This window comes from Bacteroides difficilis, assembly GCF_048319815.1.
GTDB lineage: Bacteria > Bacteroidota > Bacteroidia > Bacteroidales > Bacteroidaceae > Bacteroides > Bacteroides zhangwenhongii.
In genome coordinates, this window is sequence record NZ_CP182814.1 from 1122538 (window position 1) to 1148871 (window position 26334).

Annotated in this window: 14 protein-coding genes; 10 read left to right on the top strand and 4 right to left on the bottom strand. The window is 40.2% G+C overall.

The genetic code is table 11. The annotated features are described in order from the left end of the window. Positions 1-40: 40 nt before the first annotated feature. The gene (locus tag ACNOGP_RS04250; protein WP_195476904.1) at positions 41-568 is read right to left on the bottom strand and encodes an RNA methyltransferase; all 528 of its coding nucleotides are present in this window, start codon (positions 566-568) and stop codon (positions 41-43) included. A gap of 512 nt (positions 569-1080) precedes the next feature. Here ACNOGP_RS04250 and nadA point away from each other — a divergent pair. Next, the gene (gene nadA, locus ACNOGP_RS04255; RefSeq protein WP_418214153.1) at positions 1081-2019 is read left to right on the top strand and encodes a quinolinate synthase NadA; all 939 of its coding nucleotides are present in this window, start codon (positions 1081-1083) and stop codon (positions 2017-2019) included. Positions 2020-2039: 20 nt separating this feature from the next. Continuing rightward, positions 2040-4196, top strand: a complete 2157-nt coding sequence (locus ACNOGP_RS04260) for an alpha-galactosidase (protein ID WP_418214154.1) — start codon at positions 2040-2042, stop codon at positions 4194-4196. A 176-nt stretch (positions 4197-4372) separates the two neighbouring features. On the opposite strand, the gene ACNOGP_RS04265 is transcribed toward ACNOGP_RS04260, so the two are convergent. From ACNOGP_RS04265 to leuS, 3 genes are all read right to left on the bottom strand, one after another. After that, the gene (locus ACNOGP_RS04265; RefSeq protein ID WP_287664579.1) at positions 4373-4954 is read right to left on the bottom strand and encodes a non-canonical purine NTP diphosphatase; all 582 of its coding nucleotides are present in this window, start codon (positions 4952-4954) and stop codon (positions 4373-4375) included. Positions 4955-4999: 45 nt separating this feature from the next. Next, positions 5000-5911 (bottom strand): YitT family protein, encoded by a 912-nt coding sequence (locus ACNOGP_RS04270; RefSeq protein WP_195476909.1) that lies wholly within the window; start codon positions 5909-5911, stop codon positions 5000-5002. A 97-nt stretch (positions 5912-6008) separates the two neighbouring features. Then, positions 6009-8843: a leucine--tRNA ligase gene (gene leuS / locus ACNOGP_RS04275; protein ID WP_418214155.1), complete on the bottom strand. Its 2835-nt coding sequence runs from the start codon at positions 8841-8843 to the stop codon at positions 6009-6011. Positions 8844-9098: 255 nt separating this feature from the next. Between leuS and ACNOGP_RS04280 the strand changes: the two genes are divergently transcribed. The 8 genes from ACNOGP_RS04280 (at position 9099) to ACNOGP_RS04315 (ending at position 26327) form a co-directional block, all read left to right on the top strand. Next, positions 9099-11633 (top strand): hypothetical protein, encoded by a 2535-nt coding sequence (locus ACNOGP_RS04280; protein WP_418214156.1) that lies wholly within the window; start codon positions 9099-9101, stop codon positions 11631-11633. A 215-nt stretch (positions 11634-11848) separates the two neighbouring features. Then, on the top strand, positions 11849-14128 hold the full coding sequence (locus ACNOGP_RS04285) for a GH92 family glycosyl hydrolase (protein WP_418214157.1): 2280 nt from the start codon (positions 11849-11851) through the stop codon (positions 14126-14128). A gap of 40 nt (positions 14129-14168) precedes the next feature. Continuing rightward, a complete protein-coding gene (locus ACNOGP_RS04290; protein ID WP_272721455.1) occupies positions 14169-15806 on the top strand; it encodes a glycoside hydrolase family 76 protein in 1638 nt (545 codons plus the stop codon). A 31-nt stretch (positions 15807-15837) separates the two neighbouring features. Continuing rightward, positions 15838-18948 carry a SusC/RagA family TonB-linked outer membrane protein gene (locus tag ACNOGP_RS04295; protein ID WP_195532219.1) on the top strand — a complete coding sequence of 1037 codons (3111 nt, stop codon included), beginning with the start codon at positions 15838-15840 and terminating at the stop codon, positions 18946-18948. 4 nt (positions 18949-18952) lie between these two features. Further along, a complete protein-coding gene (locus tag ACNOGP_RS04300; RefSeq protein ID WP_186966202.1) occupies positions 18953-20857 on the top strand; it encodes a RagB/SusD family nutrient uptake outer membrane protein in 1905 nt (634 codons plus the stop codon). A 20-nt stretch (positions 20858-20877) separates the two neighbouring features. After that, positions 20878-22323 carry a DUF4972 domain-containing protein gene (locus ACNOGP_RS04305; RefSeq protein ID WP_418214158.1) on the top strand — a complete coding sequence of 482 codons (1446 nt, stop codon included), beginning with the start codon at positions 20878-20880 and terminating at the stop codon, positions 22321-22323. Positions 22324-22325: 2 nt separating this feature from the next. Continuing rightward, entirely contained in the window at positions 22326-24089 is a 1764-nt protein-coding gene (locus ACNOGP_RS04310; protein WP_418214159.1) for a fimbrillin family protein, read from the top strand. 132 nt (positions 24090-24221) lie between these two features. Then, a complete protein-coding gene (locus ACNOGP_RS04315) occupies positions 24222-26327 on the top strand; it encodes a GH92 family glycosyl hydrolase (RefSeq protein WP_195532297.1) in 2106 nt (701 codons plus the stop codon). Positions 26328-26334: the final 7 nt, after the last annotated feature.

Consider the following 26334-nt stretch of genomic DNA (forward strand, 5'->3'; position numbering starts at 1 on the left):
CGGTTATCAACCATTTATTAACCAATACGGAATTGTGTTCTTAACGTAGTTTCTTAAACAAATCCCAAATGACAATCCCGGTGGTTACCGAAACATTCAAGGAGTGCTTGGTTCCGTATTGGGGAATTTCTATACAACCATCCGAGTGGTTGATAACTTCCTGCTGCACTCCTTTCACTTCATTTCCCATCACAATGGCGTATTTTTTAGTCTTATCCAATTCGAGCTTATCCAACATAATGCTTCCTTCCGCCTGTTCTACGGAATAGACAACATACCCCTCTCTCCGGAGGTTATCAACCGCATCAACAGCGTTATTAACATACTTCCAATCGACAGTGAACTCAGCACCCAAAGCCGTCTTATGCATTTCGGGGTGTGGAGGAGTGGCCGTTATGCCACAAAGGTAGATACATTCAATACGGAATGCATCCGATGTACGAAATACGGAACCTATATTATGCAGACTACGAATATCGTCCAGCACCACTACCAAAGGCAGTTTTTCGGCTTGTTTGAACTCTTCGGCACTAATACGGTTCAACTCTGTTATTTTCAGTTTACGCATACGTCTTTTCTTTATATGATGTTCTTGTTTCCTTTATATTGCGTTCTTGTCGCAAAGGTAACTCTTTTCTGTTAACAGAGATGTTGATAACGGTTTAAAACCTGTCAAAACTATCGGCAAAGATTTTGAAAAATAATTCTTGCATTATTCAAAAGAAGATATAAGGAGGCTTCTTTATGAACATTCCAAAAAATAAACTCTAAACTTTCTACACAGACATAAACATATTTTTCAGCACTTATCTGCCTGTTTATATCCATAAAGTTTTTAACTTTGCACTTTATCAACAGAGAGTTAATATATAACTTCAATTTGAGGATATTTCCATTGATAATAAAGCAAGTAGGATAAGATATCTTCTTATTTATTCAGTTTATAATGGACTCATAAAGCAGAAGTATGAACTAATAACTTATCAGGCAAGGAAAATCGTATTTATTTGCTAACATTATTAACAGGCTATCATCACTAACAAAGGATTTTTTTTAAAAGAAGGAAAAAAGAATATAATAATGAATGAACTAATAAAAGCTATAAACGAGCTGAAGAAAGAGAAGAATGCAATCATTCTGGGGCACTACTACCAGAAGGGTGAGATACAAGATATCGCCGATTACGTTGGTGACAGTTTGGCATTGGCCCAATGGGCGGCGAAAACGAAAGCAGACATCATCGTGATGTGCGGTGTTCACTTTATGGGTGAAACGGCAAAGGTTCTTTGTCCGGAGAAAAAAGTATTGGTTCCCGATATGGCGGCAGGCTGTTCGTTGGCAGACAGTTGTCCGGCGGATAAGTTTGCGCAGTTTGTCAAAGAGCATCCCGGATACACCGTTATTTCGTACGTCAATACGACAGCTGCCGTGAAAGCGGTAACGGATGTAGTGGTGACTTCCACTAATGCGAAGCAGATCGTGGAAAGCTTCCCCAAAGATGAGAAAATAATTTTTGGTCCGGATAGGAATTTGGGAAATTATATCAACTCAGTTACGAACCGCAATATGTTACTTTGGGACGGAGCCTGCCATGTGCACGAACAGTTCTCTGTTGAAAAGATTGTGGAGCTGAAAGCACAACATCCCGAAGCATTGGTGCTGGCACATCCCGAATGTAAGAGTACGGTACTGAAACTGGCGGATGTGGTAGGTTCTACAGCTGCTCTGTTGAAGTACGCCGTGAATCATTCCGAAAATACATATATTGTGGCTACCGAATCAGGTATCTTGCATGAGATGCAGAAGAAGTGTCCGCAAACAGTGTTTATTCCCGCTCCTCCGAATGATAGTACGTGCGGCTGTAATGAATGTAGCTTTATGCGGTTGAATACGTTAGAGAAGCTGTATGAGTGTCTGAAGAATGAATCACCGGAAATTACGGTGGATCCGGAGGTAGCGAAGAAAGCTGTGAAGCCGATTCAACGGATGTTGGAGATTTCGGCTAAGCTGGGATTATAAAATTTAGAATCTAATATACTATGAAACTAAAATCATTCTTATTTTTTTTGTTATTGGGTTCTGTTTCTATTTTACAGGCTTCCGATAGGCCTCTAATTAAGATAGAAACAGAACGGACCAGCCTGATCTATCAGGTGGGGGATAAAGGGCGTTTGTATCAGAAGTATCTTGGTAAAAGACTGAACCATGACTCTGATATACAATTTCTTCCGCAGGGAACCGAAGCTTATCTGACTCATGGTATGGAAGATTACTTTGAACCGGCTATCCACATGCGGCATAATGATAACAACTCTTCATTGCTTCTTAAGTATGTGGAGCATTCGAACGAACCGAAAGGTGACGGAGTCAACGAGACGGTGATTACACTCAAGGATGATAAATACCCCGTTACGGTGAAGCTTCATTATATAGCTTACGGCAAAGAGAATGTCATCCGTACTTTCAGTGAAATCAGCCATCAGGAGAAGAAACCTGTTATCCTCAGCAAATACGTTTCTTCCATGTTGCACCTGAATAGTAGCAGATATTTTCTGACTGAATTTTCCGGTGACTGGGCACATGAAGCCAATATAACTGAAAGGGAACTGGATTTTGGTAAGAAAGTGGTAGATACAAAATTGGGCACACGTGCCAATTTGTTTGTTTCTCCTTTCTTCCAACTGTCTTTAGGTAATCCTTCACAGGAGAATGCAGGTGAAGTGCTTGTAGGTACTTTGGGATGGACAGGCAATTTCCGTTTTATTTTCGAGGTGGACAATAAGAACGAGTTGCGCATCATCAGTGGTATTAACCCGTATGCTTCTGAATATAAACTTCCCGCCAACGAAGTTTTCCGTACTCCGGATTTCTATTTCACTTATAGTTGTCAGGGTAAGGGTGAGGCCAGCCGTAGTTTTCATGATTGGGCACGCAATCATCAGGTAAAGAAGGGTGGTGAAACACGCATGACTTTATTAAATAATTGGGAAGCGACTTATTTTAATTTCGATGAAAATAAACTGATCGGTCTGATAGATGAGGCTACCAAATTGGGAGTGGATATGTTTCTGTTGGATGACGGCTGGTTTGCTAATAAGTATCCTCGTAGCAGTGACCGTCAGGGATTGGGTGACTGGGAAGAAACGGCAGACAAACTTCCGAACGGAATCGGACGTCTTGTCGAAGAATCACAAAAGAAAGGCATTAGATTCGGTTTGTGGATAGAGCCGGAGATGGTGAATCCCAAGAGCGAGCTTTATGAAAACCATAAAGATTGGGTGATTCATCTGCCTAACCGAGATGAATATTATTTCCGTAACCAAATGGTGCTTGATCTTAGTAATCCGAAAGTGCAGGATCATGTATTCGGCGTGGTAGATAAGTTGATGACCAAGTATCCGGGTATTGCTTTCTTCAAATGGGATTGCAATAGTCCTATTACAAACATTTATTCAATGTATCTGAAAGAAAACCAGTCTCATTTGTATATTGATTATGTGCATGGACTCTATAAAGTGTTGGACAGAATCAAGGCGAAGTACCCTGATCTTCCTATGATGTTGTGTTCCGGTGGTGGCGGACGTTCTGATTATGAAGCCTTGAAATATTTTACAGAGTTCTGGCCAAGCGACAATACTGATCCTATCGAACGTCTTTTTATTCAATGGGGATTTTCGCAGGTATTTCCCAGTAAAACACTGTGTGCTCATGTCACCACCTGGAATCGTGGAACCAGCATTAAGTTCCGTACGGATGTTGCTATGATGTGTAAATTGGGATTTGATATTAAGTTGGATGATATGAGTCAGAGCGATCACTTGTATTGTGTTCAGGCAGTCAAGAACTATAATCGCTTGAAGCCTGTTATTCTTGATGGTGATTTGTATCGTCTTGTTTCTCCTTATGGCAGCAACCATACTTCTTCCATGTATGTGGGGAAAGATAAGAAAACAGCCGTGGTTTTTGCTTTTGATATTCATCCTCGTTATGGAGAAAAAACATTACCTGTCCGTTTACAAGGACTGAATTCGGATCAGATGTATCGTGTGAAGGAAATTAACATGATGTCTGGTAGTAGTTCTTCTTTGAAAGATAATGGTCAGCTTTTCTCCGGTGAATATCTGATGAATGTCGGTTTGAACGTTTTCACTACACGACAGTTGAATAGTCGTGTTATTGAAATCAAAGCAGAATAAAATATAGGAGAATATTAAAAGTAAAGATAAAATAGTCTTTGCAGGTTATTTTATCTTTACTGGCTGTACTACCAACTCCGCATTTATAAACTTCTTTTTCGTGATGTATGAAGTATATAATTAATGAGCAAGCAGAGTGAATTACTGTGCTTTATATATTGTTGGAATATGGATTATTAGCGTTGTAAGAACTCACAGAGCTTTTGTATGGCTAATGCACGGTGACTTATTTTGTTTTTTATATCATTTCCTAGTTCGGCAAAAGTCTTGTCATAACCTTCCGGTTGAAAGACAGGATCATAGCCAAAGCCTGATTCGCCCCGTTTCTCTTTGATTATCTCGCCTTTTATTACCCCTTCGAAAAGATAATTCTTGCCGTCCAATATCAACGAGATAGCAGTACGGAACTGTGCTTTGCGATTTTCCTTTCCTTCTAACTCGTGGAGCAGTTTAAGCATATTGGCTTGCGCGTCATGTCCTTCTCCGCCTGCATAACGTGCGGAATAGACTCCGGGAGCTCCACCCAATGCTTCCACTTCCAGACCGGTGTCGTCCGCAAAGCAGTTCAAACCGTAGTTGTTGTAGATAAAGGAAGATTTCAGCAACGCATTTCCTTCCAATGTATCGGCTGTTTCGGGAATATCTGTGTGGCAATCGATATCATTCAGGCTTAACAATTCTATTTGGTCTCCCAAAATGGCTGCTACCTCTTCCAGTTTATGGGCATTGTTAGTGGCAAATACAAGTTTGCGTTTCATCATTCTTTTTTATTTCAATAGAGTTATTCAATGATAATCAACTGACTATTTCAACTTGTCGAATCCTTCTCCATATACTCCGATAACGGAACTTTGTGAGATAAATGCATTCGGGTCGATACGTTTCACCATGCGGAAGATGTCTAATGACTGGCGTTTCTTGGCGAGTACTACCAATACTTTTACATCGCCTTTGCTATACCATCCGGTGCCGTCGAGTACCGTTACCCCACGATTGGTATCTTTTATGATATGGTCGGCTATTTCATCGTATTTTTTTGAGAAGATAAGAAATTGAACCGATTGACGGGCACTGTTGATAATCCAGTCTAATACGACACCAATAATGAACAGTGTGACAAAACCAAAGATAACACGGCGCCAGTCATGGAATATAAAGTAGCAGGAACTGATGATAACTACGTCACAGATCATGATCATTCTTCCGAGTGATACATCTTTGTATTTGTTGACGATGGCTGCAATGATATCCGTTCCACCGGTACTTCCGTTATAATTGAAAGTGATGCCCAAACCTACACCGCACATGGCTGCTCCGATAATACAAGCCATGAAATCTTGTCCGGGTCCAAGCAATAACGGTTTGCCGTCCGGTGTCATATCCGGTGCCACTATATAATTGTTGACTATTAACTGAAAAAGCCAAAGCAGGAATGTCAGCATAAAGATGGCGTACGTAGTCTTTATACTGAATCGGGGACCTAGCATACGGATGGCAAATGTCATCAGAACTGCATTGATAATAAAATATGACCATTGGATCGGAAATCCGGTTGCATAATAAATAATAGCTCCGATACCGGTAGTTCCACCGGTCGTTATCTGGTAGGGTAGTAAGAATGCCGCCCATCCCAAAGAATAACTTATCAATCCGAGAGTAATGTAGATATAATCTTTCACTTCTCTCATTAATTCCGCCTTTTCCAGTTTATACATAAAAGTAGATTTATATGATAGTTTCACCACAGATTATCACAGATTTATTAATTCGTGATTTATCTGTGTAAATCCGTGTAATCTGTGGTGAGACAAATTAAAGTACGACGTTTACAATCTTCTTCGGGACAACGATAATCTTTTTCGGCGTCTTGCCTTCGATCCATTTTTGCGAACGTTCGTCAGCCAATACAGCCGCTTGAATAGCGTCCGATGTTTCATCTGCTGCAAATTCCATATTGAAACGTGCCTTTCCGTTGAAAGAGATGGTATAGTTGATTGTGTCTTCTTTCAGATATTCTTCGTTGTATGCAGGCCATTCGGCATCACATACGGAAGTTTTGTGTCCGAGTACATCCCACAACTCCTCGCAAACGTGAGGAGCAAAAGGAGCAAGAACGACAACAAGCTGTTCCAATATCTCTTTCTTGCTGCATTTCAGATTGAAAAGCTCATTTACACAAATCATGAATGCACTGATAGAAGTATTGTAAGAGAACTGTTCGATGTCTCCCGTTACTTTCTTAATCAGTTTGTGCAAACTCTTCAGTTCCTCTTTCGTTGCAGGTTCATCCTTTACCAGATATTCGTCTGTACGACTGTAGAACAATGACCAGAATTTACGGATAAAGCGATGTACCCCGTCTATTCCGTTGGTATCCCAAGGTTTGGATTGTTCCACCGGACCTAAGAACATTTCATACATACGAAGTGTATCCGCACCGTATTTGTCTACAATCATATCCGGATTTACTACGTTGAACATGGATTTGCTCATCTTTTCAACTGCCCATCCGCAAACGTATTTTCCGTCTTCCAGAATAAACTCTGCCGTTGCATATTCAGGACGCCATGCCTTGAATGCATCCAGATCGAGAATGTCGTTGGATACGATATTCACATCGACATGGATCGGAGTGACGTCATATTGATCTTTCAGATTCAGAGAAACGAATGTATTGGTATCTTTGATACGATATACAAAATTGCTGCGTCCTTGAATCATGCCTTGATTTACCAATTTCAGGAACGGTTCTTCTACAGCGGAAATGTTTATATCATGCAGGAATTTATTCCAGAAACGAGAGTAAATCAAGTGTCCGGTAGCATGTTCGGTACCACCTACGTAGAGATCTACGTTCTTCCAGTACTGGTCTATTTTCGGGTCAACCAATGCTTTGTGGTTACGTGGATCCATATAACGGAGATAGTAAGCGGAAGAACCGGCAAATCCGGGCATTGTATTCAATTCTAACGGGAAAATGGTAACATTGTTGATCTTCTCGTTTTCTGTGATACATTTGTTTACAGTATCCCACGCCCATTTGGTAGCGTGACCCAATGGAGGTTCGCCTGTTTCGGTAGGCAGGAACTTAGCTACTTCCGGAAGCTCCAATGGCAGACAGCTTTCGTCAATCATATAGGGCATTCCGTCTTTATAATAGACAGGGAACGGTTCTCCCCAATAACGCTGGCGTGAGAAGATAGCGTCACGCAAACGATAGTTTACTTTCACACGTCCCAAGTTATGGTTTTTCACATATTTCTTGGTTGTTGCAATGGCTTCTTTGATAGTCAATCCGTTCAAAGAAAGGTCACAGTAAGGAGTTACGTCCGGGCGCGGAGAGTTGCAGACGATACCTTCTTTTGCATCGAAACTTTCTTCGCTAACGTCACAACCTTCTACCAACGGACGGATTTCCAATCCGAAATGTTTGGCAAAAGCATAGTCGCGGCTATCGTGAGCGGGTACAGCCATGATGGCTCCTGTTCCATATCCTGCCAATACGTAATCACTGATCCAAATAGGTACTGCTTCACCGGTAAACGGATTGATGGCATACGCTCCACTGAATACACCGGTAACGCTACGGTCGGCGATACGTTCGCGCTCCGTACGTTTCTTGGTGCGGTCGAGGTAAGCATCTACTTCCGCTTTCTGTTCGGGAGTAGTGACTTGTGCTACCAGTTCGCTTTCCGGAGCCAATACCATAAAGGTAACGCCGAACATCGTATCTGCACGGGTAGTAAAGATAGTAAATTCAAGATCGCTGTCTTTTACTTTGAATTGTATTTCGGCACCTTCCGAACGGCCTATCCAGTTCTTTTGAGTTTCTTTCAGTGAATCAGTCCAGTCGATAGTGTCCAATCCGTCCAGCAGGCGTTGTGCGTATGCGGATACACGCAGACACCATTGGCGCATCTTTTTCTGAACGACAGGATAGCCGCCACGTTCGCTGACCCCGTCCACTACTTCATCGTTTGCCAATACGGTTCCTAGCTCGGCACACCAGTTTACCATCGTTTCACCCAGATAAGCAATGCGATAGTTCATTAGGATTTCCTGCTGTTCCTTTTCACTCTTGGCATTCCATTCTTCAGCGGTAAAGCTAAGTTCTTCGCTGCAAGCAGCGTTCAATCCTGCAGTTCCTTGACTTGCAAAAGCTTTCTCCAGTTCTTCGATTGGACGTGCTTTTTGTTCATCGTTGCAATAGTAGCTATTAAACATTTTTTGGAAAGCCCATTGTGTCCAATGATAATATTCCGGATCGCAGGTACGGATTTCACGGCTCCAGTCAAAAGAGAAACCGATTTTGTCCAACTGTTCGCGGTAGCGATTGATGTTGTTGACAGTAGTGATAGCGGGGTGTTGTCCGGTCTGGATGGCATATTGTTCTGCGGGCAGACCGTATGCGTCATATCCCATCGGGTTGAGTACATTGAAGCCTTGCAGTCGTTTGTAACGGGCATAAATATCCGAAGCAATGTATCCCAACGGATGTCCTACATGTAGTCCGGCTCCTGACGGGTAAGGGAACATGTTTAGTACATAAAATTTTTGCTTTGAATCGTCTTCCTTAACTTGGTAGGTTTTCTCTTCCACCCACCTTTTCTGCCACTTCTTTTCAATTTCTCTGAAATTGTACTCCATAGTGATAAAGTTTTTATTTATAGTGATTTATATTGTTATTTCAATTTGAGGCACAAATTTACGTGATTTGTACCAAACTACCTAATATTTATATGGGTATTCCTGGAAGGCTTGTTTTAATAATTTTAAGAGGTTTAATTTATGGTACATATAAGCTAGAAACATGAAATTTGGCAATGCTACCTTGAAAAAGAATGATTTAACATTTAATATAAAAATAATTCTATATTTTTGTTTCTTTTATAATGAAAATCTATGAATAATAAAAGTACAATTGTTTGTATATTACTGTTATTTTTTTTATGTAATGTCCTGTATGTTAGGGCAAATACAGGGCTCTTTTTCCAGGCTCACAGAGTGATTCCGGAAAAGCGGACGGAGCTAAATTTAACTCCGAATACTCCACTTTCTTTTCATGATGGTTTTTCATTGGGTTTTGATGTTCATTTGCGTAATGAAGAGCATAATTATGGGTATATTGTTCGTGTTATTTTAAATGATACATTAAATATTGACTTGTTGTCCAATAAAGGATGGAGCCACAGCCAATTATTTTTGATGAAAGGAAATCAAAGTCTGGTAGATATATCACACTTAGATTCGATTCCTAAATTCAATAGTTCGGATTGGTTTCAAGTAGAACTTAAGTTAAACTATAAAAAGCAATTAATTGTCTGTATTCTAAATGAAAAAGAATGGAGTATTCCCGTGAAGTTGCCGCAATTGAATAATGTTCGTATAGCTTTTGGGTTACATACCGGGCAATCTTTTCCAAGTACAGATGTGGCTCCGATGAATTTGCGTAATGTAAGGATTTTAGATCTGAAAGGAGAACTCTTGAGAAAATGGACTCTATTACAACATGGAGATAATGAAGTTTATGATGAGGTTAAATCTTCCCGGGCTACAGTACGAAATGGGATTTGGGAAATAGATCATCATATTCGGTGGAGAAAAAAAGCTTCGTTTATTATACCGGGGACTTCTCTTCAATTTGCTCCATATCAACGTCCGACAGACGGAGGCTTGTTTATAGCCTTAAAGGATACTATTTATCAATATTCCATAGAACGGGAACGATTGGATACTGTTATTGTAAATACTGGGCATCCTTACTTTACAGCTGCTTCCAGTTTAGTATATGATTCGGTTCATGATGAACTGATTTCCTATAGTGCAGAGCAAGAACGACTGAATCGTTATAGTTTTGAAAAAAATGAATGGGAAAGAGCTATTCCTGATATACTTCTTTCGTATCTGCATCATAGTAGTTGCTATATTCCTGATTTGGAAAAAGTTATACTTTTTGGTGGCTATGGATTTTATCGTTATAGTTCGGTCTTGTTCATGCATTCCATTGATTCAATATCTTGGCAGCAAAAGGATCTTGCTCATTTGATTGAACCTCGTTATTTAGCGGCAATGGGATATTTGGGAAATAATAAGATTTTATTGTTAGGAGGGTATGGTAGCAAATCTGGTAAACAAGAAGGGAACCCAGAGAATTATTATGATCTTCATTGCATAGATGTTGAGAAGATGAGCAGTCAAAAATTGTGGACTTTTTCTAATGCAAAGGTGGAAGCATTTGGAAATGCAATGGTAGTAGATCTTGATAAAGAGCATATTTATGCACTTTCTTTTGCTAATGATCGAGCATTTTCTCAAATCAGATTGAACTGTTTTGGAATTGAAAAACCAGATCGAACATATATGGCAGATTCTATACCATATCAGTTTCATGATACCAGTTCTTATTGTACTTTATTTTATAATCAAGGTACCACTGAATTAGTTACTGTTTTAGCATATCAGGATGGCATCGGAAAAACTTGTGTCGAGGTATATACATTAGGGTATCCTGTTTTGCACTTATCAGACGTACTTCAATCTGTTCCTGAAAAGCATTCAACAGGTTGGATATGGTTGATTTTGATTATTGGAATTGGGGGAACATTGGCAGTGTTAGTTATATTATGGAAGAGAAAGCAGAAAAATGTTGTAAGAAGAGATGAAAACTCATTTTATACTGTAGAAGTGAAGGAAAAAGAATTAATTCAGCCCTCTTTTATTCGTTTATTGGGAGGTTTTCAGGTAAATGATTCGGAAGGGCATGATATAACTTCTCGATTTACTCTTATATTACGTAGTTTGTTTGTATATATGTTGTTATATTCCTATAAAAATGCTAATGGCATAACCTCGGAACAACTAAATGAAATATTTTGGTCGGATATGGACAAGAGTAATGCTACTAATAACAGAAATGTGAATATAAGTAAACTCCGATTGTTATTAAAGGAAATTGGCGGAATCAATATTGCCTATAAGAACAGTTATTGGTATATGACAATAGATTCATCAGTGAATTGTGATTATATTGAGATTTGCGACTTACTGAGAATGGTAAAGGAAGGCAGTGAAATAAATGTAGGACTATTAAATAAAATTGCCGAATTAGGGAGTAGAGGAGAGTTATTACCTGATATTACAGAAGAATGGGCAGATAAATTTAAGTCTGAGTATCTGATTTTATTATCAGATGTGCTATTGGATGCTTATGAGTTTGTAAAAAAGAACAAAGACTTGATGCTTTTACTGAAGTTATCAGAAACAATGTTAAGTTGTGATTCGACAGACGAAACTGCTATACAAAATAAGTGTTATGCTCTTTATCATTTAGGCAAAAAAGGTCTGGCAAAACAATGTTATGAGAATTTCTGTGCAGAATATATTCGAGTGCTTGGGGTAAGACCAGATTTTAATTATACTGACATAATAGGCAATTAACAGAAATAAATTATAGTTAGAAAGAAAAGTAAGATCTTTATGTATAGGAAGTATCTTCTTTTCTTTTTAAAAATAAATATTATGAATTAAAAAGTTGTTTTTCAAATGTTTATATAACCTATTATAGCTTTTTATTTAGTCGATTAAGTCGTGATTAATACCTGATTAAGACGCTGATATTACTTTTGCTTATCAATTTTATAAATTATAATAGAATGAAAAGCATACGAAAGACAGCGTTGATTATTGGAGTATTCTCTTTCTTTGTTTTGGGATCCATTTCTTACGCAAAGGAGAAGACGGAACCGGTAGATTATGTAAATCCTTATATGGGAAATATCAGTCATTTATTGTTTCCCACTTATCCGACAGTTCACTTGCCTAATGGAATGTTGCGTGTATATCCTGAACGGAAAGATTTCACTTCCGATTTGTGTCATGGACTTCCAATTGCAGTGACAAGTCATCGTGGAGCTTCGGCATTCAACTTGAGTCCTGTTTGCGGACTGAATGAAGGAATTTCTTCCGTGCAGGACTATTCTTACGACAGAGAGAAAATATCTCCCTATCATTATCAGGTTTACCTCGATGAAAATAATATTTTGGTTGATTTTGCTCCTTCTTATCAGTCCGGTATTTATACTTTTACTTATGAAGGAGCAGCCAATAGCCAGGTTATACTGAACACACGGAACGGTTATTTATTCGTAGATAATGAAGGAATAGGTGGTTGTCAGTATTTGGATGATAAAACAACAATCTATCTTTTTATGGAGTCAGACTGTGAAGCGATTTCCAAAGGTGGTTTGCAAAATGGAATAATGAATTCTGCTTGCCAGCGGGTAGACGGAGAAAATGCAGCTATGGTCTTTGATTACGGTTCTTGTAAAAAGATCACTCTTCGATACGGAATTTCATTTATCAGTATAGAACAAGCAAAGAAAAATCTGCGCCGTGAAATCCACACGTACGATATAGATAAGGTGGCAGAAACCGGACGGAAGATATGGAACGAAACTTTGGGAAAAATAGAAATAGAAGGTGGGACAGATGATCAAAAAGTAATATTCTACACTTCGCTGTATCGAACTTACGAACGAATGATTAACATATCCGAAGACGGATCTTATTACAGCGCTTTTGACAATCAAATACATATGGATGGTGGAATCCCTTTTTATACAGATGACTGGATTTGGGATACATATCGTGCTGTGCATCCTTTACGGATTCTGATCGAACCAGAAAAAGAACGTGCGATGGTCAGTTCTTTTATCCGTATGGCACAGCAATCGCCCAACGGATGGATGCCCACTTTCCCCGAAATAACGGGTGACAGCCATCGTATGAATGGAAATCATGCAGTAGCTACTATATGGGATGCTTACTGCAAGGGAATCACAGATATTGATTTAGAACAAGCATACAAAGCATGTAAGGGCGCTATTACAGAGAAAACCCTGTTACCTTGGCAGAAAGGGCCGTTAACAGAACTCGATTCTTTCTATCAGCAATACGGATATTTCCCTGCACTCCACCCGGGTGAAGAAGAAACATGTTTAGGTGTACATGGCTTCGAACGTCGCCAAGCTATCTCTGTCATGCTTGGTAATTGTTACGATAATTGGTGTCTGGCACAAATAGCGCATACATTCGGATACAATGATGAATACGAACAATTTATGAAAATCGCCTATTCCTATCGCAATGTATATAATGTTAAAACTGGTTTTTTCCACCCTCGCGACAACAAAGGAGACTTTATTTACCCTTTTGACTACCGTTTTTCCGGTGGTATGGGAGCACGTGACTATTATGGAGAAAATAATGGCTGGATCTATCGTTGGGATGTACAGCACAACCCGGCAGATTTGATCGCGCTGATGGGTGGACGCGAGAAATTTATAGATAACCTGAATCAGACTTTTAGAGAACCAATAGGCGAAGCTAAATTCTCTTTCTATTCTCATCTCCCGGATCATACGGGAAACGTAGGACAATTCTCAATGGCAAACGAACCTTGCCTGCATATTCCCTATCTTTATAATTATGCTGGCCAACCTTGGATGGCTCAAAAAAGAATTCGTTCTTTAATGAAGCAATGGTTCCGTAACGACTTGATGGGAGTACCAGGTGATGAAGATGGTGGTGGAATGAGTGCATTTGTCGTATTTTCAGCAATGGGCTTTTATCCAGTTACTCCAGGCTCGCCAACCTATAATATAGGTTCTCCATTATTTAATCATGTAAGGATAGCATTAGGTAATGGGAAAACCTTTGAAATCATAGCTGAAAACTGTTCGGACGAGAACAAATACATTCAGTCTGCAATGCTTAACGGTAAATCATGGAATAAACCGTGGTTCGAACATAAAGATATAATGAAAGGTGGAAAGTTAGAATTAGTAATGGGTAACAAGGCAAACAGGTTATGGGGAGCTGCATTGGAGGCAGCCCCACCTTCTGCCGAACCTCTGGCTTCCACTTCTCACTGATTTAAAAAAACAGATATGTTTAACTTTAATAGAATGAATAATGAAGAAAATCACATTGTGGGCTTTAAGTGCCATGACTATGTTGGCCGGATGCTCAGCTAGCGAAGTATCTTCTCTAGTAGAGGAAGCGCAGGCGTCAGATCTTATTTCAGGAGCTGTTTATAAAATATCTCCTTATTCCGATGAAACTAGAAGTATGTTCGTTCGGAACGCTTCTTTTGATGAGGGAACAGAAATTGTGGCTTGGACTGATACGAAAGTGAATGCCCAACGTTGGCGTCTAACCAAAGATCCTACTGGAGTGTATTTTTATTTGACGAACGTATACACGGGTAAGTCTGTACACATACAATCACCTGTTTCCTTGGGTGCGCGCTTGCGCCAATATGGGAAAGAAAATGATTATACTTATAAATGGACAATAACCAAAGCGGAGCAAGTCGGACCGGATTGCTATTACATAAGTCCTTCTTCCCTTGCTAGTGGTGAAAGGCTCTATTTGGAAATAGGAGGCGGTGAGGATGGTACAAATATACAGTCCTATATCAAAAGAACCGGTGACCAAGCCGATAAGCAGATATGGAAATTGGAAAGAGTGCAGGAAGCACCCAATAAATTTACTTCGGTGATGCGTGACGAAATAGTTCGTTCCTGGAAAGCACAATACTATAAAAAGTCGCAAAATAATGCGGGCTATACCTTGAGTGATGCTGAACGGTTGAACAACGCCAGCCACCAATGGCAGGACGCCGAAATGTTTGAAATTGTGTTAGATGCCTACGAAACTACTCAAGATCCTTCATACAAAGAAATGTTTCACCAACTGTACATCAATTTTGTAGACGAGAACCAGAAGAACTGGTTATATAATCCCTTCAATGATGATATTACTTGGATGGTAATTGCTTGTGTACGGGCCTATCTGTTGTTTGGAACGCAAGAATATCTTGATGTAGCCAAGGAAAATTTCGATCAAATGTATGCAAGAGCCTTAATGTTGCCTGAAGGTGTACTGCGTTGGTGTGAAAAAGAAGCCGAACGTGATAAAACCAATTCTTGCATTAATTGTCCGGCAATGGTTGCATCTTGTTATCTCGCACAGGCTACGGGAGATGAAAACTATTATGAAAAGGCGAAAAACTTGTATGAAAAACAGTCAATCTATCTTTATGAATCTTCTACTGGTATGGTGTACGACTGCGTAACACTCACTAGTCTTTCTCCTTGGAAATGGGCTTCAACCTACAATCAGGGAACTTTTCTAGGTGCTTCCCTCATGCTGTATCAACACTATAAAGATGCATTGTACAAAACTAATGCACAGATGACAGCCCGTTATACTATAGAACATTTCAGCGATGATAATGGAATATTGAATGCACCGGACGAACGTTCGGACAATGACCGTCGTGGATTTAAAGGAATATTGATGAGATATCTGCGTTCGTACATTAACATAATGGACGATACTCAATATCTTCCGTGGATGGAAGCAAGTGCTCTGCAAGCCTATAATAACCGAAATTCAAAAGGTATCATATGGACAGTGTGGGAAGAAAAGTCTGCCGAAAACTTTGTGTATAAAGCAAGCGATAAGGATGTGCGCTACAGTAATGATCCTTGGGGAACTTCTACAGCGGTATCCATTGCGGTCAATCTTCCGCTTATTCAGAAATAGAGAGTGTAGAACTATTGTAATTAAAGAAAATATGAAAAATACAAGATTAGCGTTTGCATTCATACTTATTCACCTGTGTATCATGACATTTGCACAATCTTCCAAAAAGATAACAGGTCGTGTAGTCGATGAAAAAGGAGAGCTTTTGGTAGGAGTTAATATTATGGAAGTGGGGACACAGAACGGTACATTGACTGGAATCGAAGGAACCTACTCATTAACTGTAAAGAATAGTCGCTCGACACTAAAATTTTCTTATATTGGTTTTGATAGCCAGGAAGTAATTGTCGGTTCTAACACAGTAATAGACGTAACACTGAAAGAATCAAAATCGGAACTTGAAGAAGTGGTAGTAGTGGGTTACGGTAGCCAGCGTCGTATCAGTACTATTGGTTCGCAATCCAATCTGAAACTAGGTGATATTAAGCAGCCTACTGCTAGCTTGAGCACTTCATTGGCAGGACGTCTTGCCGGAGTAGTAGCCGTACAACGTTCAGGTGAACCAGGTAAAGATAATGCCGATATTTGGATACGTGGTATTTCTACGATGGGAAGTTCTTCTCCCTTAGTCTTGGTTGATGGGGTAGAACGTTCTTTTAATAACATAGACCCGGAAGATATTGAATCTTTCACCATTCTGAAAGATGCTTCAGCCACTGCTGTTTACGGAGTACGGGGAGCTAACGGAGTAATCCTAATCAAGACAAAACCTGGTATTGCTGGAAAACCTTCTGTCAGCGTAGACTATTATGAAAGTGTCACACGGCTTACTAAAATTCCAAAATTGGCTGATGGAGCCTCTTACATGGAAGCCGTGAACGAAGCTCGCAGAAATCGTGGATCCGAGCCCATTTACTCTGAAGCTGAGGTTATAAATACTCGTTTGGGAACTGATCCTGTGCTTTATCCTAATGTAGATTGGATGAACGAAGTCTTTGATGATTTTGGACACAACCGCCGTGCCAACATTAACGTAAGAGGTGGTGGACAAAATGTGAACTACTATGCATCAGCAAGCTACTATAATGAAAAAGGGTTGATAAAGACAGATCCCAATGAATCTTATGATTCTAAGATTGGATATACTCGTTATAACTTCACTACTAACCTGAATATTAATGTTACTCCGACTACTAAATTGGATATAGGTGCGTCAGGTTATTTGGGTGAAGGTAGGAAGCCTTACGAATCTACTTCTGATATATTCCGCGTAGCTATGACTACTTCACCTGTAGATTATCCTGTCATGTTCTATGTTAACGGAAAAGATTATATCCCTTACAATCAGCCTAATAGTGGATTTAATAACCCCTATGTCGGTGCTACGAAAAGAGGATTTCGAACTGTTACCGATAGTCAAATTTACTCTAATCTCCGTTTAACCCAAGATTTGGGATTTATCACGAAAGGATTGAGTTTGACAGGTATGTTTGCTTTTGATACTTATAATTCACGTACTGTGAAACAAAAGAAGACAGAATCTACCTATTATTGGGTGGATAAAAATAATCCTTACGACAAATACGGTTTTCCCATTTTATCGCAAACTTATGAAGGATCAAAGACGTTGGATTTTGCTGTTGAAAGTTCTGGTAACAGGAAATATTACTTAGAAGCATCACTGAATTACTCCCGTACATTTGGAAGACATCGCGTAGGCGGGCTGTTTTTGTTTAATCAGGAAGACAAAGTTATAACAACCGAGGGCATTGATCTGATAGCCGGACTTCCTTACCGTTCCCGTGGTTTTGCCGGACGTGCCACTTATTCATGGGATGATCGCTACTTCGCGGAATTTAATATCGGTATCAACGGCTCCGAAAACTTTGATCCGTCTAACCGTTACGGAGTTTTCCCTGCCTTCGGAGTGGGGTGGGTACTCTCCAATGAGAAATTTTGGAAACCTTTGCAATCCGTCATTTCTTTCTTCAAGGTCCGTTACACCAATGGTATGATTGGTAATCAAGCAACACCTAACCGTTTCTTGTATATGGAAGCACTTCAATACGATAGTGGATACGGCTATACTTTTGGTACTGACCGACGTAAAGTGGATGGTTATAAGGTGAAAAACGAAGCTGTAAAAGTGACTTGGGAAAAATCACACAAGCAGGATTTAGGTTTTGACCTTAAATTCCTGAATGATGACCTTTCATTGGTTCTTGATTTATACAAAGAACATCGTACCGGTATTTTTCTTGACCGTGGAGCAGTACCTGGTTTTATCGGAATCACTTCTACCCCTGTTGGTAATCTCGGAGTTGTAGATAATAAAGGTATAGAAATTGATCTCGAATATAATAAACAGTTCAATAAGAACTGGGCACTCTCTCTTCGTGGTAACTTTACTTATGCCAAGAATGAAGTGATAGAGAATGATCAGCCTACCCAGCAATATCCGTGGATGGATAAGAGAGGGCACAGTACTTTGTCACGTTGGGGATTGATAGCTGACGGACTTTATACACAAGAAGAAGTTGACCAAATCAACGCATGGGAAGCATTGCCTGCTGTGGAAAAAGAGAATACAGCTCGACCTTTTCCGAAACAATTTGGTACAATCTATGCAGGAGACATCAAATACCGTGATTTGAATGGAGACGGACAAATTGATGTTTATGACGAAACAAAGATAGGACGTGGTGACGTACCTTCTATTGTCTATGGATTTGGTTTTAATCTTCAATATAAAAACTTTGCCATTAGTACCCTTTTTCAGGGAGTAGCGCAAGCAGACAGATGTTTGAATGGACTTGGAATACAGCCTTTCTCCGGTTCGGGTGGTGAAGGTAACCTTTATGCTAATATCAAAGATCGTTGGACGGAGAACAACCCACGACAGGATGTTTTCTATCCTCGTCTTGCCTATGGTTCGGATAAAAATGAAAATAATTTTAAGACAAGTACTTGGTGGCAAAGAGATGTTAGCTTCTTGCGTCTGAAATCCTTGCAGATCACTTGGCATCTCCCAAAAAGATGGACAAACGCTGTCTTATTGAAAGGTGCTTCTATCTATGCGATGGGTACAAATCTGTTTACGATTAGTAAGTTTAAGTTATGGGACCCGGAATTGAATACCAATAATGGTACTTCCTATCCTAATATTTCTACTTATTCCATTGGTATCAACTTTAATTTCTAAGAATATGAAAAGGAAATATATTACTTTATTAAGTTTGTCAATCATGTTGGTGTGTCAGACCTCATGTTCGGATTTTTTTGATCAAATGCCGACAGACCGTTTGACTTATAATGACTTGTTTGAGTCAAAAGCCTCTACAGAGAAGGCTTTAGCTACTGTATATGTCTATCTGCCAGATGAATTTGCCCAACGTTTGGCGGCGGATGGAAGGCATACTACTCCTGGCATATGGACTGCCGGGTGTGATGAGGCTGAATACTATTGGGATTTTGTGCCATCACATTTAGTCAATAACAATACCATTACTCCGAAATCGTCTATAGTTTCATCCTATTGGGAAAAATATTATGCAGGAATTAGTGCTGCAGGACGTTTTATACAGGGTGCTCCCCAATGTAAGGATATGGAACAAAATCTGTTGGCGCAATGGATTGAAGAAGCCCGTGCGTTGCGTGCTATGTATTACTTCTACTTACTACGTATCTATGGACCGATACCAATCTTGTCTGATGATCCAATCAGTATGGATGCTCCTTTAGAAAAAGTACAGTTACCTAGAAACAGCGTAGAGGAATGTGTGGAATATATTGTTTCTGAATTTGATAAAGTATTAGATAGCGGTTGTCTGCCAGAGAAATCGCTTACTTACAATTGTGGAAGAATAGACAACAGCATTGTGATGGCTTTTAAAGCAGAAGTGTTACAATATGCTGCAAGTGACCTATATAACGGAAAAAATTCCTTTGTTGCCCAGCTACGGAATAAAGATGGAAAGAAACTTTTTCCTGAAGACATCTCGGATGAAGCGGTGAAAGCGAAATGGAGAAGGGCTGCTACAGCTTCCAAAGCATTCATTGATAGGTTCGTTCCGGGAAATTATGATTTAACCAAAGTTTATACAAACGGTGTATTAAATGCCTATTTGTCTTGTCGTGATGCTGTGAGAGGAGAAGATTTCACTAATACGGAAATGATATTCTACCGCATTAACACTGATTATTCATTGATGCAATATGACCGTACTCCGAGACATACCGGGGCCGTAGGCAGTGGTTACCGAGCATCTGGCGGATTGGGTGCTTCCCAACAGATGGTGGATGCTTTTTTTATGGCGAATGGTAAATTACCTATTAGTGGATATACTGACAATGGTAAAACACCTGTTCTCAATCCTAATACAGGTTATGAGGATAGTGGTTTCTCTTCTGAAAGCTATGTAGATGAAACAGGAACCATATTGGCTCCCAATGGAGTACTGAAAGCTTGGGTGGGACGTGAACCTCGTTTTTATGTAAATATAACTTTCTCCGGTCAGAAATGGCTAAATACAGAAGAAGGCGCTTTCTATTCCGACTTTAGTTACGACGGAAATTCGGGATTACATGGTGGAGAATGCCCGCCGACAGGTTATTGTGTAAGGAAGAATGCGCCTTTGGGGGCTTGGAATACGGGGAAACAGATTTGTATTATGTTACGTTTAGCTCAAGTCTATCTTAATTATGTAGAGGCACTTAATGAATGTGAACCTACCCATGCTGATATTTTGACTTATTTGAATCTGATTCGTGAAAGAGCAGGAATTCCTACTTACGGATCTAAAGTCGGACAGTTACCTGTTCCATCTACCCAAAATGAAATGCGGGAGGCAATTAGAGCGGAGAGGAGAGTAGAACTAGCTTTCGAAAGCAGCCGTTATTTTGATGTTCGTCGTTGGGGTATTGCCGAAGATACGGAGAATATGCCACTTTATGGTATGTATGTGAATGGAAACGGTAATGACTTTTATAAACGTACCTGGTTTGAAAATAGAATATTTGAGAAGAAAATGTATTTTTTCCCAATTCCGCAAGGTGACATTGATATTGATAAAGAACTGGTTCAAAATCCAGGTTGGAGTGCTGATGTTTAACCTTTTAAATGAAAAATAAAATGATAAAAGTATTGAATCAAATCGGAATGAATGGATGGGTAATTTTGTTGGGTTGTCTATGTATGGTTTCTTGCATACTGTTTTCAGGATGTTCGGACGATGATGAAAATAACAATCGCGAGCGGTATATCACCCAACTGACTGAAGAACGGAATGTCGTGGATTATCTATTAAAAAACTCTACTTACGGCACAGAACCGGGTACTTATCCTGAAAAGAGTAAAGCGATTCTTGAAACGACCATAGCCGAAATTGATGATTTCGTCAGCCGTCTGAACAATGGGGAAACTACCAATCAGCAGACTGTAGATGCCTTTGTAGAAAAAGTGGAAGAAGCTATGAAGAAATTTAAAGATTCCGTTATTCTTGATGTTTCTGAAGAACAGAGAAATTTACAGCAATTGAAGAACAAGCTCTCCGAACTGCAAAATATATTGGAAACCTCTGTTTATGGTACGGAACCAGGAACTTATCCTGAAAGTAGCAAATCTATATTGGATACTGCTATTCAAGAATTGACGACTTTGATTAATCAAGTATCTTCAGGAAGCATCACATTGACGAATGTTATGGTAGAAGAGGCTATTCAAAAGGCGGATGGGGAGATTAATTCGTTCCGTGAAACACAAATTGAAACTGAAACCTTCTACAATCTTGTAGTAAACGGCAACAATGGTGGATACATTGATTTTGGTTATCATAAGGAATTTGCAGATTTTGGTAACAAGCAACATGCTGCATTGACCATTGAATTGTGGGTAAAAATCGATGAATATTGTGCTAAACAATACGAAGATAACAGTACTTATCTTGCAGCATGTAACGATAATTCTTGGGGTGGATGGCGTATTTATTCCCGTTTCCATACCGGTGGAGATGATGATTTGATCCGGGCAACAATTGCCTATGACAAAGATGGGAAAGTTGAACTTTGGGAACCTTCTTATGCTTCTCCTTTGATGGGATACCAGACATGGATGCATTATGCTATTGTATATGATGAGGATGGAGTACCGGGTGAAGATCAGGATGAACGTTTCAGGATGTTCTACAACGGTGAGAAAAAAGGTGGTTCTATCCGTCTTGGACAAGATGTTCGTCATTGGGCATATACAGCCGATTCGTATCATCAGGCGCAGATACCTATGACTGCTTTCTGCCGTTTGAGAGCGGACGGGACCCGTATGGAGTATTTTTCAGGTTCAATTAAATATATGCGTATTTGGAAGAAAGCGCGTACTGCGGATGAAATAAGGGCATCGGCGGAAGGGAATTGCACTATTGATCCTACCGATCCGAACTTGGTTTGCGCCTGGGATTTTGTTATCTCCAAAACAGATTTGGATATGACAAAGACAGAGTTCAAGGACCTGACAGGTAGATATACAGCTGTATTGAAAGGTGGTGCGGAAAACTTCAATTGGAAACCTATTAGCAATAATTAACGATGAAGAACTATATGAAATATTTGCTGTTCGCCATGGTATCCATGGCGACAGCTTCCTGCTCGGATGAAACAAATAAGGAGATCGAGAATAATACTGGTCTTCCCGGTGAAGTTTCTTTTTCTGCTACTTTGAACGGCATTGAAAATGGTAATAATCTCTCTAGGACCACACTGACAAATGGTACAAAGGTAGAATGGGTGGCAGGCGACCGAATCAGTGTATTATACGGAAATGAAAACAAGGAATATATGACCGCTTCGGGCGGTGAAGTGGTGACCTTCACAGGAAAAGCGGACGAAGTTGCCGAATATTACTCGCTGTATCCATACAACGCGGATGTCGCTCTGAATGGAAAGAATATCACAACCGTGCTCCCGAATATTCAAAAACCGGTAGCGGATGGATTTGATACAGACCTTAGTGTCATGGTATCCCGAACGACTTTGGAGAAGAAATCTTTTATTTTCAGGAATGTATGCGCATTGTTGAGATTTGAGTTGAAAGAAGCTGGGATAAAGTCTGTCACATTGAAAGGTAACAATAATGAAGTACTGGCAGGTAAATTTACTGTCGGGTGGAATGATGGCGATGAACCGTTGGTGCAGAATGTCACTGATGGCAAAAGCACGGTTACGCTTGAGAACAACGGTACTGTATTGGAAAAAGGAGTATACAATATTGTAATCCTTCCTGTCACCTTTTCACAAGGTGTGACTTTGACGTTAGGAATGAGTAATGGTACGGAGCTGACGAAAAATTTATCTGATTTCAAAGAAACAACACTCTCTAATCATGTCTATGACCTGGGGCAAGTAAAAGTCTTGTGGGAACTATCTATCGAACAGGATGATTGCTACACTGATATTACAGTGTCCGATGAGGCGGGAAATGTCTTATCTCTCGACGAAGGGTGCTATCGGGTAGGGACTGCGTGCACTGTAAAGTATAAAATTGCAGTTGATAAGAAACCTTGTAGTCGAGGAGCATTCGTTGTGGAAGGGGCTGTTTCTGAGGATTTGAAAGTGACAGAGAAAGAAGGCTATTTTTGCTGCTCCTTGACTGGCATTGACTCGGATACTAATTTGAAACTGAAAAATAAGGCTCCTAATGTCCTTGATTTTTATTTTAAAGATAATACCTATTCCGAATATCTGATCGGAAATAAGAATGACTGTTCGGGAATTATTTTCCATGTGGGGGCAGGAGAAGGTGACAATATCAGTGACTATGATGGTAAATTGACAGAGATTCATGGATATGTATTTGCTGCCGATCCTTCTGGTATTCAATTCGGTTCTATCAAAGAATGGTGTACGGAGACCTATCGGAAAGAATTGATTGGTACGCACGAACACCCTGACGATTGGTGTGGTTATGCAAATACTAAAATGATCTTGAATCATGCGAAATTAAAAGGTATCACCTTGTCTGATGATAACTATACACATATCTACCGGGCTACAAACTATACTATTCGGACGGCTCCCGAAGGAACTAGTGGATGGTATCTGGGTTCTAAAGTGCAGATGGAAGCAGTTGCCGAAGCGCATGACATAGGTATAAAAGAGCGTCTTCAGGAATGTTCCGATGCAGAATTATGGAGAAGGGATAGTCATCATTGGCGACACTTGGGAACAAGCACGGAAAGAAACGTGACCAATAGTAAGGGTTATTACGGGATATACGACATCGAAGATGCATCAGCGGCCCGCGAAGGTTACAAGGACTATGGAGAAGATCCCACTCCTGTATTAACTTTCTAAAGAAGAAATTTGATAAAAATGGAAAGATTGAAAACATATAAGATAATAATGGCCGCCATTCTGACGTTTGCTGCGTGTTCGGACTCGAAGTCGGTAGAAGAACTGACTATACTGCCGGATACAGAGGTTGAAATGAACCATTTGGCAGAATGTGAAGCATGGAAAGCAATCCCCGGTGGAGTGACACAATACGTTGATCCGAAAATCGGTAGTGGAGGACATGGTCATGTTTTTGTTGGAGCTAATGTTCCTTTCAGTATGGTGCAACTAGGCCCTACAAGTATACCGACGGACTGGGATTGGTGTTCTGGCTATCATGACTCTGACAATACAGTGATAGGTTTTTCACATACTCATTTGAGCGGAACGGGAGCCGGGGATTTGGGAGACATCACTGTCATGCCGGTGATTGGTGACGTGACATACGCCCGTGGTAAGGCGAGCGACCAGACGTCAGGGCTTTGGTCGTATGCCGACCGTAGTAAGGAAATTACTCATCCGGGTTATTACTCTGTCCCTTTACTCCGTTATAATGTATTGGCAGAGCTTACTGCCACAAAGCGTGTAGGCTTTCATCGCTATACTTTCCCCGATTCGCAGGAAGCAGCTATCGTGATTGATTTGGAAAACGGTATCGGTTCAGACCAAGTGCGTGAGGTATCTATGACAGTGGAAGGAACAGATATGGTGGTGGGTTACCGTAGATCAACAGGTTGGGCAAGCGACCAGTATGTCTATTTCGCTGCTCAATTTTCTAAACCTTTCACTAGTTTTGATTTACATGGAAACAGTGGCAGATATGGTCGTGCTTCGTTCTCTACGGAAAAAGGAGAGCAGATTCTTCTGAAAATAGCTTTATCTCCGGTATCAGCGGAAGGAGCAAAGAAAAATTTGTTGGCGGAACTTGCGGAATGGGATTTTGACAAGACTGTGGCAGCTGCTAATCTTGCATGGAATGAGGAGCTTGGCAAAGTACGTATTCATACGGCAAGCAAAAGTTATCTACGGATATTTTATACAGCTTTGTATCATACGATGGTAGCTCCTTCCATTTACAGTGATGTTAATTCTTCAAATACCGCATATACCACATTTTCACTATGGGATACATATCGTGCGGCAATGCCATTGATGACTATTCTTCACCCTGACAGAATGCCGGATATTATCAATTCCATGCTGGATATTTATGATAAGCAAGGACGTCTACCCGTGTGGCACTTATGGGGGAATGAGACGGACTGTATGGTAGGGAATCCTGCTATACCTGTAGTGGCAGATGCCATTGTAAAGGGATTTAAAGGCATTGATATGGAACGTGCTTTCACTGCTATAAAGATGACGGCCAATCATGATGGACGTGGTGGTTCGCTTAGAAAGCAGTATGGCTATATTCCTTGTGATTTATTTCAGGAAGCTATTGCCTACGATATGGAATATGCCATAGCGGATGCTGCTGTCGCTGCTGCCGCCAATCATTTGGGAAAGGATGATGACTATCGTCTTTTCACCGAACGTTCTCATTCGTACCGTAATTATTTTGATGAATCAACCGGATTTGTCCGTGGAAAAGACAGTAATGGAAATTGGCGGACACCTTTTGATCCATTCGCATCCCAACACAGAGCGGATGATTATTGTGAGGGGAATGCTTGGCAATATACATGGTTAGTTCCCCATGACATAAGTGGACTGTCAGAATGTTTTGGAGGTCGTGATAAATGCATTGAAAAATTGGATTCATTGTTTGTGTTAAGCGAAATAGTGGGAGCGGGGGGCTCTCCCGATATTTCGGGATTGATAGGGCAATATGCTCATGGCAATGAACCGGGACATCATATTCTTTATCTTTACTCTATGCTTGGTCAGCCTTGGAAAACTGCAGCCCGTGTCCGAGAAGTACTTACTTCACTTTATCACGCAGCTCCGGATGGTTTATGTGGTAATGAAGACGTCGGTCAAATGTCTGCATGGTATGTGCTTTCTGCATTGGGATTCTATCAGGTAGAACCGGCGAGTGCCCGTTACTGGTTCGGAACTCCATTGTTCGATAGAGTTGAAATAACTGTACCTGGAGGAAAACTGGTTCTTATCGCGAAAAATAATTCTATCCTAAATAAATATATAAGGAAAATTACATTGAATGGCTGTGAATATACCAAACCTTATATCTTGTACACTGATATAATGGCTGGTGGTGAATTAGTTTTTGAAATGGGGGCCACTCCGAAGCAATGATGGTAGA

Excerpts from the sequence above, each read along its gene's own strand:
- ACNOGP_RS04250 (WP_195476904.1), bottom strand. The coding sequence starts at position 568 with ATGCGTAAACTGAAAATAACAGAGTTGAACCGTATTAGTGCCGAAGAG.
- nadA (WP_418214153.1), top strand. The coding sequence starts at position 1,081 with ATGAATGAACTAATAAAAGCTATAAACGAGCTGAAGAAAGAGAAGAAT.
- ACNOGP_RS04260 (WP_418214154.1), top strand. The coding sequence starts at position 2,040 with ATGAAACTAAAATCATTCTTATTTTTTTTGTTATTGGGTTCTGTTTCT.
- ACNOGP_RS04265 (WP_287664579.1), bottom strand. The coding sequence starts at position 4,954 with ATGAAACGCAAACTTGTATTTGCCACTAACAATGCCCATAAACTGGAA.
- ACNOGP_RS04270 (WP_195476909.1), bottom strand. The coding sequence starts at position 5,911 with ATGTATAAACTGGAAAAGGCGGAATTAATGAGAGAAGTGAAAGATTAT.
- leuS (WP_418214155.1), bottom strand. The coding sequence starts at position 8,843 with ATGGAGTACAATTTCAGAGAAATTGAAAAGAAGTGGCAGAAAAGGTGG.
- ACNOGP_RS04280 (WP_418214156.1), top strand. The coding sequence starts at position 9,099 with ATGAATAATAAAAGTACAATTGTTTGTATATTACTGTTATTTTTTTTA.
- ACNOGP_RS04285 (WP_418214157.1), top strand. The coding sequence starts at position 11,849 with ATGAAAAGCATACGAAAGACAGCGTTGATTATTGGAGTATTCTCTTTC.
- ACNOGP_RS04290 (WP_272721455.1), top strand. The coding sequence starts at position 14,169 with ATGAAGAAAATCACATTGTGGGCTTTAAGTGCCATGACTATGTTGGCC.
- ACNOGP_RS04295 (WP_195532219.1), top strand. The coding sequence starts at position 15,838 with ATGAAAAATACAAGATTAGCGTTTGCATTCATACTTATTCACCTGTGT.
- ACNOGP_RS04300 (WP_186966202.1), top strand. The coding sequence starts at position 18,953 with ATGAAAAGGAAATATATTACTTTATTAAGTTTGTCAATCATGTTGGTG.
- ACNOGP_RS04305 (WP_418214158.1), top strand. The coding sequence starts at position 20,878 with ATGATAAAAGTATTGAATCAAATCGGAATGAATGGATGGGTAATTTTG.
- ACNOGP_RS04310 (WP_418214159.1), top strand. The coding sequence starts at position 22,326 with ATGAAGAACTATATGAAATATTTGCTGTTCGCCATGGTATCCATGGCG.
- ACNOGP_RS04315 (WP_195532297.1), top strand. The coding sequence starts at position 24,222 with ATGAACCATTTGGCAGAATGTGAAGCATGGAAAGCAATCCCCGGTGGA.